Consider the following 13,817-nt stretch of genomic DNA (forward strand, 5'->3'; position numbering starts at 1 on the left):
GGCTCAGCCTAGCGCGAGAGCGTCGTCACACGCGGGCGTCCTGCCGAGGAATCCAGATCTGCTTGATGATGAGCAGAGCGGATGCCGTCACGGGCACGGCGATGAGGGCGCCGAGCAGCCCAAGCAGGGTTCCCCCGACGAGCGCACCGATGACGACGAGCGAGCCGGGCACCGACACCGCGCGGTTCATGACCCGCGGCGTGAGGACGTACGCCTCGAGTTGCATGTACACGAGGTACGCGATCGCGAAGATGAGCGCGGAGAGCGGACTCGCGAACAGGGCGAGAAGCGAGCCGATCACCCAGAACAGCACCGACCCGACGAGCGGGATGAGCGTCAGCAGAAACGCCGCCGCCATCATGAGCGGCGGAAACGGCAGCCCGAGCGCGAAGAACATGATTCCGGTGAAGATGGCGTTGAAGAACGCGAGCGTCACCATGCCGCCCATGTAGCCGCCGATCGCATCGGTGATCTGCTCGGTCATGTCGCGCAGGCGCGGACGCGACCGGGCAGCGGCGAGGCGATACATGGCCTCCTTCGTGGTCGGCATGGAGGCCACGAAATACAGCGTGAGCACCAGCACGATGATCGCGCCCGAGATTCCGGACGCCACGGTCGCGCCGACCCTCAGCGCGCCGCCGCCGATCGCCGCGATGTTCGCCGGGTCGGAGACGAACGACTGCAGATCGCCGAGCAGCCCCTGCAGTCCCGCCCCGAAGAGGTCTTCCAGCTGGGCGAACAGCTGGGAGTCGGCGAACTTCTCGATGAGCGTGGGCACCGACTGCGCGAACTGGGCGATCTGCGACACCAGAATCGGAATGGCGAAGCCGAGGATGCCGCCGAGCACGAGGAAGCACCCGAAGAACACGATCGCGATCGCCCAGCCCCGCGAGATGCCGCGGCGCGAGCACCACTTCACGGCGGGTTCGATCGCGAGTGCGAGGAACACCGCGAAGAGCACATAGATGAAGACGGTCGACAGGTTCGAGACGGCGACGCCGAGCGCGACAGCGAGCAGAACTCCAATTGTCACGAGAAACCCAGTCGCGAGCGGACGCGTGAGCACGATGCGGCGCTCGATCGTGAACGGCTGAGCGCGACGCTGTGAGAGCTTCATGCCGCCACCCTACGGTGCAAGGTCGTCGTCATGGCGGTGTGCCTCGCCGTCGAAGCGCGCGAGCTCGCGTCCGAGCCCGACGTCGGCGAGCACGATATGGCCACACCGTGAGGCGCCGGGCTCGCGGAGCATCCCGATCTTGACTCCGCCGAAAGTGACGGTGACGTCAGCCGGCAGCACGACGTCGTCGGCGAGCTCGCCGGTGTCAGGGTCAACGCCGCTGGGCATGTCGCAGGCGATGACGAGAGGATGCCGCTCGGGCTCGAGCTGCGACAGCATCCGCTCCACGATCTCGCGCGCCTTGCCGCGGAGGCCGCCGCTCCGCGTGCCGGTGCCGAGTATTGCGTCGACGACGAGATCGTAGTCGGCGAGGTCCACGCTCATTCCGTCGACCTGGCGCGCACCGGCCCGTTCCGCTGCGGCGAGGCCCTCGGTGTGAACGCGGTCGGACGTGCGCGCGATGTCGACGTCCACGCCCGTGCGGCCCATGATCGCGCCGGCGTAGAGCGCGTCGCCGCCGTTGTTTCCGGAGCCCACGACGAGCAGCACTCTGCCGTGCGCAGGCCACTCGGACCGCGCACCGTGACGCCCTTCGAGAAGTGCGCTCATCTGAGCCGCGAGCTCTCCCGCGGCACGCTGCATCAGCGGCACTCCTGCCTCGAGCAGCGGTCGTTCAGCGGCACGAATCTGCGCGGCGGTGTAGGCCCTCATGTCAGCACCGTACCCCCGCGCGTGCGCCCGGACCAGTGCGCGTGTGTCGTTTGACGGCGCGCCCGTGTCAGAGGTAGTCGCTCAGCGCGGCCTCGTTGATGGAAGAGCTCTCCAGCTCGTCCCACATCAGCGCGGTCGCCGGCGTGCCCTCGTCCGCGGTGGACGAGGCGACGTCGCCGACGATGCGCTGCGCGAGCAGGTTGCTGTCGGTGCACGACGTGCAGTCGATCACGGTCGAGGTGATCTCGATTCCGTGCGAGCTGCCGGCGAGCGTATGCAGCTTCTGCGCCAGCGCCTCATACAGCGGCAGCACCCGCGACGAGCGCGCGGCGCCGCCCTTCACGATCACGTAGACGTGTGCGTCGCCCTCGAGCACCTCGCACGAGTCATCGATCTGGTTCTCGATGCGGCGCAGCGAGCGCTTCACCTCGCGTACACGGTCGCACTCCGAGAGGTCAACGCCTACGATCAGCGCCTTCGCACCGGACTCACCGTCGCGATGCAGAACGAAATCCTCGAACTCACGGGTCAGGATGCCGCGTCCGCGGGCCTCCGCGTCGAGTTCGGTCAGGCAGTCAAGGGAATCCCCGCGTCGCAGAACGACGGACGATGCACTCACTTCACGGCTTTCTTTCAGTGGTTCCCGCCGGAGCGGGTGCCGATCGGCTGATCGGTCTTTTGCGGTCTGACCAGGAGAGGAAGGAGCATCTTCCACACCCCTTCCGCACGCTGCATTTTTAAGACCGCCGCCCAATATAGCCCCGCCGGACGCATTTGTCAGCCCCGCACCCCTAGCCAGAATCCAGGTGGACTGACCAGAATGGACGGATGGCTCAGATTCTGGTTACGGGAGGCACGGGAACCCTGGGTGTTCCCACGGTCGATGCGCTGCGTCGCGACGGGCACAGCGTGCGCGTTCTCAGTCGATCTGCGGGGCATGATCGAGTCACCGACGACCTCACGACCGGTCGCGGTCTCGACGAAGCGCTCGAGGGCATCGAGACGGTCGTGCACTTGGCGACGACAGGTGGGCAGAACGATGAGCGGCAGGCAATCAACCTCATCGCGGCTGCAGAGCGCGCCGGCATCCGTCACATCGTGTACATCTCGATCGTCGGCGTCGACCGCATCCCGCTGCCCTACTACGTGACAAAGCTGCGCGTCGAGGAGCGCATCGCCGCCTCAGCGGTGCCGCACACGATTCTGCGGGCGACGCAGTTCCACGACCTCGTGACGATGATCTTCGCGTACCAGAAGCGGCTGCCGTGGATCTTCGTGCCACGCTTCGGCGCCCAGCCGATCGCCGCGCCCGAGGTGGCTGAGCGGCTCGCCGAACTCGCCGGGCGGAAGCCCGCCGGGCGCGTGGCCGACATCGGCGGCCCCGAGAAGCTCAGCGCCGAGCAGATGGCTCGCCAGTGGAAGGCCGCCGCGCATTCTCCGAAGCGCGTCGTCAGCATCCGCCTGCCGGGCAAGATCGTGGAGGCGCTGCGCGACCGACGCAACATGGTTCCCGGTCCGGGCTACGGAAAGCAGACCTACAGCGAGTATCTGGCCGAACGCTACAGCTGAGGAGCGTCGGCCTCGCCGGCATCCGCCACCGCTCCTCGCGACGGCTTGGTCGGTGTCACGAGCGCGAGCCCCACGACGCACACCACGATGCCCGCAAGAAACGCGATTTTGAGCAGGGATGCCGCTTCCGCCCCGGTCAGCATCGCCCACGTCACCGTGAGGGCCGCACCCGTGCCTGTCCACACCGCGTACGCGACGCTCACCGGCACCCGCTTCATGGCGTAGCCGAGGCCGAGCATGCTCCCGGTGAGAGCAACGAGGAAGACGATCGTCGGCGTGAGCGCCGACAGCCCGTCGGAGGCGCCGAGCGCGGTGGCCCACACAGCCTCGAGAACGGCGCTCGCAAGAAGAACTGCCCAGTACCGCATCAGCTCACCACCTTGATGCCGACGACGCAGGCGACGAGTCCCGCGAGCAGGATGACGCGCGCGACGGTGGCGCGCTCCTGCTTCGTCACGATCGCCCAGACTGTTGTGAGCACAGCGCCCATGCCGACCCAGACCGCGTAGGCGGTTCCCGTGGGAATCGAGGTCATCGCGATCGCGAGACCCGCCATACTCACGCACATCGAGACGGCGAAGAGCACCGATGGCCAGAGCTTCTTGAACCCCTTGGATGCTGAGAGTGCGCTGGCCCATACGGCCTCGAGCGCTCCGGAGACGATGAGAATCACCCACGCCACGACGATCACCTTTCAGTGGTCAGTCTTGTCGCTGTGCGGGTACTGCTCCCTCGTCCGCAGATCCTGTCGGGATCTTGTCTCCAGAGTAGCGGTTCTGCCCGAGCACCTTCTGTGCAGCCTGCCGCAGGTGCCCGGCCCAACCACGCATCGCTCACCTACCGCGTCCCTCCTGCCTGCCATGTGCCACTTTGTCTGCTCAAACACATGGCGGAGATGAGACAAAGCGGCACACGACCGATGACGGCTGAGGCACTCGAGTGATAGGTTCTCGGGGTGAGACAGCCGTGACCGACTCTGATAACGCAGGCGAGGCCGCGCAGCCTGACCCGGGCACGTCGCCGGAGGCACCGCGCACCGGCATCTTCGCCGACCTGACACCGCTCAAGCACAGCCCTGCCTTCGCGCGCCTCTGGGGCGGCAACGCGATCGCTGGCATCGGCACCCAGATGACGATCGTCGCGGTCGGCCTTCACATCTACGACCTCACGCAGTCGACGTTCGCGGTGTCGCTCGTCGCACTGTTCGCCCTCGTGCCCATGCTCTTCTTCGGGCTCTATGGCGGGATGCTCGCAGATGCATTCGACCGCCGAGCCCTCGCCCTCGTCACGGCGATCGTGGCCTGGTGCTCGACTGCGACGTTGGCGATCCTCGCCTGGACGCACGTCGATCAGGTGTGGCCGTTCTACCTCGTGATGACCGTCAACACGGTGGCCGCGACGGTGCTCGGCACGACTCGGCAGGCGATCCTCCCACGACTCCTGCCGATCGAGCTGCTTCCCGCGGCATCCGCTCTGACCGGCATCAGCGCCGGAATCATGGTGACCGTCGGGCCCGCGCTCGCTGGTGTGCTCGTCGCGACCGTCGGAGTGCAGTGGACGTTCACGACCGATGTCGTGCTGTTCGCGTTCGCGTTCGCGGGCATCGCGTCGCTGCCGAAGATCGAGCCGGAGGGCGAGGTGCGTTCCGCGGGCTTCGCGTCGATCGTCGAGGGACTTCGTTTTCTCAAGACGGCTCCGAACATTCGGATGTCGTTCATCGTCGATGTCGTCGCCATGACGTTCGGGCAGCCGCGCGCGCTCTTTCCCGCCGTCGGCGCGCTCCTGATCGGCGGCGGCGCGGTGACGGTCGGCGTGCTGACGGCCGGTGTCGCGATCGGCGCGTTCATCACGAGCGTCTTCTCGGGCCGCCTGGGCGGTGTGCGGCGACAGGGCATGGCGATCCGCAACGCCATCGCGGTGTTCGGAGCGGCCACGCTCGGCTTCGGGGTGGTTCTGCTGGTGACGAGCCACGGCGGAGGCGTTGCGAGTGAGGCCGACGTCAACTGGCCGGCGCTCATCATCGCGACGCTGTGCATGGTCGTCGCGGGAGGTGCCGACAACGTGAGCTCGATCTTCCGCATGACGCTGCTGCAGGCTTCAGCCCCCGACGCGATGCGCGGCCGCATTCAGGGTGTCTTCACCGTGGTCGTGATCGGCGGTCCTCGAGTCGGCGACCTCTTCGCGGGCTCGTTCACTGCGCTCGCTGCGTTGTGGGCGCCGCCCCTGTTCGGCGGCATCCTGATCATTGTGGTCGTGTGGATGCTGGTGCGAACCCACCCGCGATTCGCGACGTACGACGCTCTCGACCCGCAGCCGTAGCCGTAGCCCGCTCCATCCACCGCGCCAGCCTCAGCCGTCGCCCACCCGCCCGCCACGAACCGAAGCCGCGCACTGCAGCTGCAACCCGCGCCCGCCCGCCGCAGCTTCAGTCGTCCAGGTGTACCAGATACCGCTTTCCCGCTCTGGGAAAGCGGTATCTGGTACACCTGAATTGCGTGAGCAGAGGGGTTTGCGCGTACAGCGATCGGTCCGGCGCAGTTTCAGCACACGTTTCGGATGCCGGTCAGCTACCGTCCCAGGGCGTCCACGATCGCATCGGCCATGACGCGCGGCTGCCACTGGTGGAACTCTGCCTCGATCGTCTCGGTGCGGGCCTCGGGCAGCGTCTCGGCGATCCAGTGCGCCGCGGGCGGAAAGATCGGCAGCGTCTGCTCTCCGACCAGAACGCTCACGTGTCCCGGTACGCGCGCCCACAGCTCGTCGCGGTCGCTGTCGTGCACGGCGATCGCCGCGGCATCCGCCACGAGTGACGGCGCGACCTTCACCATGCCCTGCCATGCTCCGCTCGACTTGGCACCCTCGAGCCATGCCGGCGGCATGTCCTTCATGAAATGCTCGACGGCGCGTTCGTCGTGACCAGCGACGATCAGCTCGCGCAGTTCCTCTGCGAATGCCGCGGCCTCACCGTCATCGTCCACGGCGATGGGCACTTCGAAGACGGCCACCCGGGTCACGCCGATGCCGGCGTCCGCCGCCCAGAGCGCGATGGCTCCGCCTGACGAGTTGCCGAAGAGTGCGGCCTCGCCTCCGACCGCGGAGATCACGGCGGCGAGGTCCTCGATCTCGCGCTGCAGCTCCTGCCCGGCATCCTCGACGCGAACCGGTCCACTCTCACCGCGCCCGCGCCTGTCGTAGTGCACAGCGCTGAAGCCGCGATCGCCGAGAATCCGCGCGAGCTCCGCCGTGCTCTCGTCTCCGGCCCGCTGCTGAAACGCCCCGCCGACGAGCACGAGGGGCGGTCCGTCGCCCACCCGGTCGTACGCGATCCGTGTGCCGTCTGCCGATGTCGTGAACTCGGTCATCTTCACTCCTTTGCGCGTACCTCCAGGGTGTCACCACCCTGCGCAGGGCACCAGTCTTTCGCCAAGTCCACGTAGCCCCGCTCTCGTCATGCAGGCACTCGTGGCCGATGGGAATAAGCGCCACGAAACACCCGTTATCATCCATGCAAACGCATAAAGTGCGCGGTCGCGCACACCCAACGTGAGGAACACATGAGCGACACGGTCTTCGGTCTCGACACCTTCGGCGACGTCACCGTCGACGAGAACGGCGAGCGCACCCCTTCCCACCAGGTCATCCGCGATGTCATCTCACAGGCGGTCCTCGCCGATCAGGTCGGCCTCCACTCGATCGGCCTCGGCGAGCACCACCGCGACGACTACGCGATCAGTGCACCCGACATGGTCCTCGCGGGCATCGCGGGGCAGACCTCGAGCATCCGGCTCGGAACCGCTGTCACCGTTCTCTCCAGCGATGACCCGGTCCGCGTCTACGAACGGTTCGCCACCCTCGACGCCGTCAGCAACGGCCGCGCCGAGATCACGCTCGGCCGAGGCAGCTTCACGGAGTCGTTTCCGCTCTTCGGATACGACCTGAGCCAGTACGAGACACTCTTCAACGAGAAGCTCGATCTTCTCGCGCGCCTTCTCGACGAGAAGCCCGTCAGCTGGCAGGGCACGCACCGCGCGCCGCTGCACGGGGTCAACGTCTATCCGAAGACGGCGAGTGGCCGCATCCCCACCTGGATCGGCGTGGGCGGCAGCCCCGAGTCGGTCATTCGTTCGGTTCGCTACGGCATCCCCATGATGCTCGCGATCATCGGCGGCGACCCGGCGCGCTTCGTCCCCTACGTCGACCTGTATCACCGTGCGTCCGATGAGCTTGAGGTCGAGAGGATGCCGCTGGGCGCTCACTCGCCAGGTCACGTGGCCGAGACCGACGATCTCGCTCGCGAGCAGCTGTTTCCCCATTTCAAAGCGAACCGCGACCGCATCGGGGCCGAGCGCGGCTGGCCGGAGACCACGCGCGACGACTTCGAGTCCGAGGCGGAGAGCGGCTCCCTCTACGTGGGCTCGCCCGAGACGGTGGCGCGCCGCGTCGCGACCACCGTCCGCACGCTCGGCCTTGACCGGTTCGACCTGAAGTACTCGAACGGCCCGATGCCGCACGCACAGCTCATGCGGTCCATCGAGCTGTACGGCACGCAGGTCATTCCGATGGTGAACGACATCCTCGCGTCGTAATACCGTCACGGTTTTGGCCTATAATCCGGTATTTGTTATCGTTACGCGGGAGATATTTCGCCTGCACCATGCTTCCGCGCCCGCGAGCCCCACTCAGGGCACTCCCTGATCGCACGCAGGAATCTTTTATGCGTATGCACTGTTATCTCCTCAAGAACAACATTCCAAGGAGTTTGATTGAGCACACCCGCTGAGGTCGTCGAAACCGACACAGGAACGATCACGCGCTACCGCCGACACCCCCTCGGCCGTGGATTGGTTGCCTCAGGTGCCACGGTGGACCCGACCGCCCACATTGAACGAACCGCTTACATCGAGCCCGGAGCCGTCGTCGGACGCGGCGCCTGGATCGGCGCGACCGCCTGGATCGACCGCGACGCGACGATCGGCGCCGCCGCCGTCATCGGCGCGAACGTGCACATCGGCCAGAACTCGCACGTCGGCCACGGCGCACGCGTCGGCGGGCACTCCCGCATCGGCGCGAACTCGCGCATCGGCAACGGAGCCAACATCCCCGGAGACAGCCAGATCGAGGCATTCGCCGACATCCCCGGCCCCGGAGACATTCCGGCGTAAGCTCCCGGAGCACATCGACAAGCGGCAGGCACCCTCGCGGCGCCTGCCGCTTTCGCTTTGTCAGGCTGCACGTGCATCGCGGACTCGGGGGCACATCAGGGTGCATCCCCACAGGGATTGGGGTGACTGCCGGATGCCGCGACCGCGACGTCTCGCGAGGCTGGAAGCATGCCCAATATCCCTGCTCTTCGTCGTCCGCGGGCAGTGCTCGCGACGGCATCCGCTGTTGTCGCTTCCGCCCTCGCAATCACCATCGGGCTCTCTGCCTGCGCACCCAGCTCTCCCACCGTCGACACGGTCGGCGAAATCGACTTCGACACCCCTCTCGCCATCCCACCGCTTGCCGAGCGGACGATCGACGCCGACGGCACCGTGCACGTCGACCTCATGGCCGAGCAGGGCGAGATGGGGTTCACGGATGCCGGTGAGACACCGACCCTCGGCTACAACGGCGCGTATCTCGGGCCCACGATCCGGCTGAAGCGCGGCGAGCGCTTCGCCCCGTGCCTTACGAACGCTCTCGATGAGGTGACCACGCTTCACTGGCATGGCATGCACCTCCCCGCGGCCGCCGATGGCGGTTCTCATCAGCCCGTCGATCCCGGCGAGAAGTGGTGCCCGGAGTGGACGGTCGACCAGCCCGCCGCAACACTCTGGTATCACCCGCATCCGCACAGGCGAACCGAGCATCAGGTCACGCACGGGCTCGCGGGGATGCTCCAGATCGATGATGACGCTGCGTCAGCTCTTCCGCTGCCGCGGGGCTACGGCGTGGACGACGTTCCGGTGATCGTGCAGGACGCACACTTCTCCGACGACGGCGCGTTCGGCAGCACGCGAGACTTCGTCGGCACACTGGGCGACACGCTGCTCATCAACGGCACCGTCGGACCGTACTTCGACGTCACAACTGACGTCGTGCGCCTTCGTCTCCTCAATGCTTCGCCCGCCCGCGTGTACAGCTTCGCACTGAGCGACGGGCGTGACATCGCAATGATCGCGAGCGACGGCGGCCTCCTCGAAAGCCCGGTCAAGCTCGATCGCATCCGCCTCTCCCCCGGCGAACGCGCGGAGATCCTCGTGCGCATGTCGCCCGACGAGACGGTCGCCCTCCGCAGTATGCCACCCGATCTCGGCGCTGGCTTCATGCCGATCACGGGAGCGGCCGGTCAGAGCGACAGCTTCGATGTGCTGCAGCTTCGCGCGGCATCCACCCTGGACAACATTGGCGAGGTGCCCGATCACCTCACTCAGATCGATCCGATCGACCCCGCGGATGCCGTCGCAGAGCGCTCCTTCACCCTCAACGGGCACAACATCAACGACAAGCAGATGGACATGAAGCGCATCGATGCGGTCGCGACGGTCGGCACCACGGAGATCTGGGATGTCGTGAACGAGATGCCTGCACCTCACAACTTCCATGTGCACGACGTCCAGTTTCAGGTGTTGAGCGTAGACGGCGGCGCCCCGCCTGCGCCACTTGCGGGCTGGAAGGACACCATCTATCTCGAACCTGAGGTGGAATACCGCATCATCATGCGCTTCACCGAGTACGCCGACGCAGAGAACCCCTACATGTACCACTGCCACCTGTTGAGGCACGAGGACGCCGGAATGATGGGGCAGTTCCTCGTGGTTGAGCCGGATGAGAGCGTTCCGTCACGGTGGCGCGTCGACGAGACGCCGGGTGATGATGCGGATGCCGCGGGCCACGACCACTGACGCGCTACGCCACGCGCCTCCAGTGGCCACCGTCGCGGCGGGTCAGAAACCAACCGCTGACCTCGACGACCGTGGTGGCGACGGATGCCGCGTGGGCGGCGACCTGCTCCGCGAGTTCGTCGTCGTCGCAGGTGAAGCGCACGACGACCCGCGGGGTGCCGCGCACGAGCTGCACGTCGGTCGCTTCGACGGTGACGAGCTCGGCCGCGGCATCCGCCACCGTCGGAATCACGCGGTCAGGTGCGACGCCGGGACGCATCGCTCCGGGCGACAGCGTCACGCGATACGACGGCATGCGACGGCTACTCTCTCGCGAAGAACGCGCCGGTGAGCTTCGCGAGAGCGTGGGCGTCGTTCACGTGCACCATCTCGCGTGCGGAGTGCATCGACAGCAGCGGCACGCCCACATCGACGGTGCGGATGCCGAGGCGCGTCGCCGTCAGCGGCCCGATCGTCGAACCGCATGGCACGGTGTTGTTCGACACGAACTCCTGGTACGGCACGCCTGCCGCGGCCGCGAGACGCGCGGTGAGCGCGCCGCCCGCAGCGTCGGTCGCATAGCGCTGGTTCGCGTTGATCTTGAGCAGCGGGCCGCCGCCGGTCACCGGCAGGTTGTTGGGATCGTGGCGCTCGGAGTAGTTGGGGTGCACGGCGTGGCCGGCATCCGCCGACAGACACCAGGATGCCGCATACGCCTGCTTCTGCTGCGAACGCGTCGCCCCGAGCCCCTCTCCGATGCGCGTGAGCACGTCGTCCAGGATCGGGCCGGATGCTCCGGAGCGGGTCTGCGAACCGAGCTCCTCGTGATCGAACGCGGCGAGCACCGAGATGTGCTGCTGGTCGCCACCGCGTTCCGCGGCCTCGAGCAGCGCGACGAGGCCCGCGTACACCGAGGAGAGGTTATCCATGCGGCCAGCCGCGAAGAACGCGCCGTCTTTTCCGAAGCGCTCGGGAGCGTGGGTGTCGGCGGTGAGCAGGTCGTATCCGGCGATGTCGTCACGGTCGACCCCGGCGAACCCGGCGATGTGGGCGAGCAGGTCGGCGTCCCGCACGTCTCCCGCACCCCAGATCGGCTGCATGTGTCGCTGGCGGTCGAGCTTCAGTTCATCGTTGACGGCGCGGTCGAGGTGAATCGCGAGCTGCGGAATCCGCAGGAACGGACCGGTGCGCACGAGCTTCTCCGTGCCGTCGCGCAGAGTCACGCGCCCGGCCAGCTCGAGCTCTCGATCGAGCCAGGAGTTCAGCAGCGGGCCGCCGTAGATCTCGACGCCGGCCTGCAGCCAGCCGTGGTGTCCAATGGTCGGGTGCGGCTTGAGTTTGAATCCCGGCGAGTCGGTGTGAGCGCCGAGAACTCGGAACGGGGTCGTGGGGCCGGATGCCGCGGGCTGAAGCCACGCGATGACAGCGCCGTCCCGCACGATGTAGTGACCTCCAGAGGCACTCTCCCACTCGTCGGTCTCGTCGAGGCGCGTGAAGCCGGCGCCATCGAGGCGGCGCGCCGCCTCGGCGGCGGCGTGGTACGACGAGGGTGATGCGGTGATGAAGCGTGCGAAATCGGCGATGTAGTCGGAAACAGCATCCATGTCTTCCATCCAATCACGCCCCTCCGACCTCTGCGTCCGACATGATCGTGACAGAAGCGCCGCCTAGACTGGGGGCGTGCGGCCCTTCCTCATTCCCCTCATCGGTGCGATCCTGCTGGTCATCGGTGTGACGATCGTGCTCACCAATCGAGACCTCGGCGTCGTCGCGCTGGTCTTCGAGATCGCGGGCGTCGCTCTGCTCGGGTTCTACATGGTGAAGGAGATGCTGCCGGGGCGGTCGAACCGCAGACCGAAGCGCTGAGCACGTCGGCCTCGCGCGGTCGCGCCTGGTCGCGGCATCCTTCTGGAACAGACCGACGAGTGGCGGCGCTCGGGGCAACTGTGGCACTGGAGCAGGAGGGATGCAACCCCCTTACTGCGCCGTCGGTTCGTGCCTAATCTGTCGATCACGTTCACCACATGGGAGGCGACGATGACAGATACGAACCCCTACGAACAGGATCCACGGCTCACTGAGAAGGAGACCGTGACGAATGACGCCCTCGCGGGCGAGCCCGTGGAGGGCGACGTGGAGCCCGACCCGGAGACCGTCGCTGAGACGCAGGACCCGGCACACCCCGAGTTCGCCGTGAACGAAGACGGCGAGGTCGAACCGCTCGCGGACAACCCGGAGCTCGACGAGCACTCGGGCGACGATGTGATTCTCGGAACGGATGCTGCGGACAGCCGCCCGGATGCGGCGAGCTATCCGCCGATCGCAGAGACCGACGACCGCGAGCCGAGCGACGCCCAGCAGAATGACGAGGGTGCACTCTGATGTCAGTCATCACTCCCCCGCGCCGCGTGCAGTTCGACCGACACGGAGGACCGGAGGTTTTCGACGTCGTACCTCAGGAGGTGCCGGAGCCGGGCCCCGACCAGGTGCTGGTGCGCGTGATCGCCGCGGGACTCAACCCCGTCGACGCCAAAATCGCCGCGGACCCTCAGGTGGCCGAACGGTACGGAGTCACTCTGCCGTCGGGGAACGGAAACGACTTCGCTGGCCGCGTGGTCGAGGTGGGCTCGGCGGTGTCGGGTTACATCGTGGGCGACCTCGTGTTCGGAGGATGCCGCATGTACGCCCAGTCCGATTACCTCGTGATCTCGGCGTCAGACGTGCGCCCACTGCCCGCTGACCTCAGCGTCGAGCAGGCGGCGTGCCTCGACATCGCCGCACGTACCGCGATGGCGACGATCCGCGCCGTCGACGTCCAGCCGGAGGAGACCGCACTCGTGAGCGCCGCCGCTGGCGGAGTCGGACTGCTGACCGCGCAGATTCTGCTGCGGATGGGCGTCGTCGTCGTGGGGACCGCAAGCGACGAGCATCACGGGGTACTGAGCGAGCTCGGCATCCTGCCCGTCAGCTACGGCGACGGCATGGTCGAGCGCATTCGAGCAGCTGCTCCGGAGGGCATCGATGTCGTGCTCGATCAGGCGGGTCGCGAGACGCTTGAGGCCGCGGTCGACCTTGGGGTTCCGGCGCATCGCGTGAACACGCTCGTCGATCGGGACTTCGCCATGGAGCACGGGTTCAGCACGTTCGGCGCCGCAGACGGGACGATCGACGACGTGCAGATCGTCGCGTCGTTCGTGGCGGACGGAACGGTGCAGCTTCCGCTCGCGGGGCGCTACCTGCTTGATCAGGTGCGCGACGCGTACGAGCGTCTGCTCGACGGCCACGTCGTGGGCAAGCTCGTGCTGACGACCGAGGAGCCGACGCGGGTCGAGGATCCTGAGGCGATCGTCTAGGCCGGGGCGTCGCCGGCGCCCTCAGGCGCCCGCGCCCCGCGCCTGGCTGGCGTGACGCGCCTCGCCGGGGTGCCCCGGCCCGCGGGCCGTGCACGTGCCTCGCCGGGGTGCCTGCGCCAGCGCACGCCGACGCTGCCCGACGTCGTGAAACCTTTCAGGTGTACCGGATACCGCTTTCCGATTCTTGGAAAGCGGTATCCG

General features: G+C 67.2%; 16 protein-coding genes and 1 riboswitch. Of the genes, 8 read left to right on the plus strand and 8 right to left on the minus strand.

The window, feature by feature from the left end; all coding sequences use genetic code 11:
* Window positions 1-25: 25 nt before the first annotated feature.
* The 3 genes from ACSAGD_RS12385 to ACSAGD_RS12395 all read right to left on the minus strand — a co-directional run bounded on the left by ACSAGD_RS12385 (window position 26) and on the right by ACSAGD_RS12395 (window position 2,447).
* The gene (locus ACSAGD_RS12385; protein WP_437583068.1) at window positions 26-1,117 is read right to left on the minus strand and encodes an AI-2E family transporter; all 1,092 of its coding nucleotides are present in this window, start codon (window positions 1,115-1,117) and stop codon (window positions 26-28) included.
* Between the two features lie 9 nt (window positions 1,118-1,126).
* The gene (locus tag ACSAGD_RS12390) at window positions 1,127-1,828 is read right to left on the minus strand and encodes an NAD(P)H-hydrate epimerase (RefSeq protein ID WP_437583069.1); all 702 of its coding nucleotides are present in this window, start codon (window positions 1,826-1,828) and stop codon (window positions 1,127-1,129) included.
* 67 nt (window positions 1,829-1,895) lie between these two features.
* Window positions 1,896-2,447: a hypothetical protein gene (locus ACSAGD_RS12395; RefSeq protein ID WP_437583070.1), complete on the minus strand. Its 552-nt coding sequence runs from the start codon at window positions 2,445-2,447 to the stop codon at window positions 1,896-1,898.
* A gap of 209 nt (window positions 2,448-2,656) precedes the next feature.
* Between ACSAGD_RS12395 and ACSAGD_RS12400 the strand changes: the two genes are divergently transcribed.
* The gene (locus ACSAGD_RS12400; protein ID WP_437583071.1) at window positions 2,657-3,397 is read left to right on the plus strand and encodes an SDR family oxidoreductase; all 741 of its coding nucleotides are present in this window, start codon (window positions 2,657-2,659) and stop codon (window positions 3,395-3,397) included.
* Here the strand turns inward: ACSAGD_RS12400 and ACSAGD_RS12405 are convergent.
* Together ACSAGD_RS12405 and ACSAGD_RS12410 are read right to left on the minus strand one after the other, a co-directional pair.
* The gene (locus ACSAGD_RS12405; protein WP_437583072.1) at window positions 3,388-3,765 is read right to left on the minus strand and encodes a DMT family transporter; all 378 of its coding nucleotides are present in this window, start codon (window positions 3,763-3,765) and stop codon (window positions 3,388-3,390) included. The two genes, ACSAGD_RS12400 and ACSAGD_RS12405, sit on opposite strands and share 10 nt — an antisense overlap.
* Window positions 3,765-4,079, minus strand: coding sequence for a DMT family transporter (locus ACSAGD_RS12410; protein WP_437583073.1), 315 nt, complete (start codon window positions 4,077-4,079; stop codon window positions 3,765-3,767). The genes ACSAGD_RS12405 and ACSAGD_RS12410 overlap by 1 nt, the downstream gene beginning before the upstream one ends.
* Window positions 4,080-4,093: 14 nt before the next feature.
* Window positions 4,094-4,158, minus strand: a riboswitch (guanidine-III (ykkC-III) riboswitch).
* A 205-nt stretch (window positions 4,159-4,363) separates the two neighbouring features.
* Between ACSAGD_RS12410 and ACSAGD_RS12415 the strand changes: the two genes are divergently transcribed.
* On the plus strand, window positions 4,364-5,716 hold the full coding sequence (locus ACSAGD_RS12415; protein ID WP_437583074.1) for an MFS transporter: 1,353 nt from the start codon (window positions 4,364-4,366) through the stop codon (window positions 5,714-5,716).
* Window positions 5,717-5,964: 248 nt separating this feature from the next.
* On the opposite strand, the gene ACSAGD_RS12420 is transcribed toward ACSAGD_RS12415, so the two are convergent.
* Complete coding sequence (locus ACSAGD_RS12420; protein WP_437583075.1) at window positions 5,965-6,759, minus strand: alpha/beta fold hydrolase; 795 nt, start codon at window positions 6,757-6,759, stop codon at window positions 5,965-5,967.
* Between the two features lie 192 nt (window positions 6,760-6,951).
* Here ACSAGD_RS12420 and ACSAGD_RS12425 point away from each other — a divergent pair, with 192 nt between their 5' ends.
* The 3 genes from ACSAGD_RS12425 (at window position 6,952) to ACSAGD_RS12435 (ending at window position 10,284) form a co-directional block, all read left to right on the plus strand.
* A complete protein-coding gene (locus ACSAGD_RS12425) occupies window positions 6,952-7,983 on the plus strand; it encodes an LLM class flavin-dependent oxidoreductase (protein WP_437583076.1) in 1,032 nt (343 codons plus the stop codon).
* A gap of 177 nt (window positions 7,984-8,160) precedes the next feature.
* Complete coding sequence (locus tag ACSAGD_RS12430; RefSeq protein ID WP_437583077.1) at window positions 8,161-8,559, plus strand: transferase; 399 nt, start codon at window positions 8,161-8,163, stop codon at window positions 8,557-8,559.
* 168 nt (window positions 8,560-8,727) lie between these two features.
* Window positions 8,728-10,284, plus strand: coding sequence for a multicopper oxidase family protein (locus tag ACSAGD_RS12435; protein ID WP_437583078.1), 1,557 nt, complete (start codon window positions 8,728-8,730; stop codon window positions 10,282-10,284).
* 4 nt (window positions 10,285-10,288) lie between these two features.
* On the opposite strand, the gene ACSAGD_RS12440 is transcribed toward ACSAGD_RS12435, so the two are convergent.
* Both ACSAGD_RS12440 and ACSAGD_RS12445 read right to left on the minus strand, forming a co-directional pair.
* Window positions 10,289-10,579: a hypothetical protein gene (locus ACSAGD_RS12440; RefSeq protein ID WP_437583079.1), complete on the minus strand. Its 291-nt coding sequence runs from the start codon at window positions 10,577-10,579 to the stop codon at window positions 10,289-10,291.
* 7 nt (window positions 10,580-10,586) lie between these two features.
* Window positions 10,587-11,867 carry a M18 family aminopeptidase gene (locus tag ACSAGD_RS12445; protein ID WP_437583080.1) on the minus strand — a complete coding sequence of 427 codons (1,281 nt, stop codon included), beginning with the start codon at window positions 11,865-11,867 and terminating at the stop codon, window positions 10,587-10,589.
* Between the two features lie 76 nt (window positions 11,868-11,943).
* Between ACSAGD_RS12445 and ACSAGD_RS12450 the strand changes: the two genes are divergently transcribed.
* The 3 genes from ACSAGD_RS12450 to ACSAGD_RS12460 all read left to right on the plus strand — a co-directional run bounded on the left by ACSAGD_RS12450 (window position 11,944) and on the right by ACSAGD_RS12460 (window position 13,616).
* Window positions 11,944-12,129, plus strand: a complete 186-nt coding sequence (locus ACSAGD_RS12450; RefSeq protein ID WP_437583081.1) for a hypothetical protein — start codon at window positions 11,944-11,946, stop codon at window positions 12,127-12,129.
* A gap of 171 nt (window positions 12,130-12,300) precedes the next feature.
* The gene (locus ACSAGD_RS12455) at window positions 12,301-12,645 is read left to right on the plus strand and encodes a hypothetical protein (RefSeq protein WP_437583082.1); all 345 of its coding nucleotides are present in this window, start codon (window positions 12,301-12,303) and stop codon (window positions 12,643-12,645) included.
* On the plus strand, window positions 12,645-13,616 hold the full coding sequence (locus ACSAGD_RS12460) for an NADP-dependent oxidoreductase (RefSeq protein WP_437583083.1): 972 nt from the start codon (window positions 12,645-12,647) through the stop codon (window positions 13,614-13,616). The genes ACSAGD_RS12455 and ACSAGD_RS12460 overlap by 1 nt, the downstream gene beginning before the upstream one ends.
* Window positions 13,617-13,817: the final 201 nt, after the last annotated feature.

Origin of the sequence: Paramicrobacterium salitolerans (genome assembly GCF_051513965.1) — a bacterium.
Classification (GTDB): Bacteria; Actinomycetota; Actinomycetes; order Actinomycetales; family Microbacteriaceae; genus Paramicrobacterium.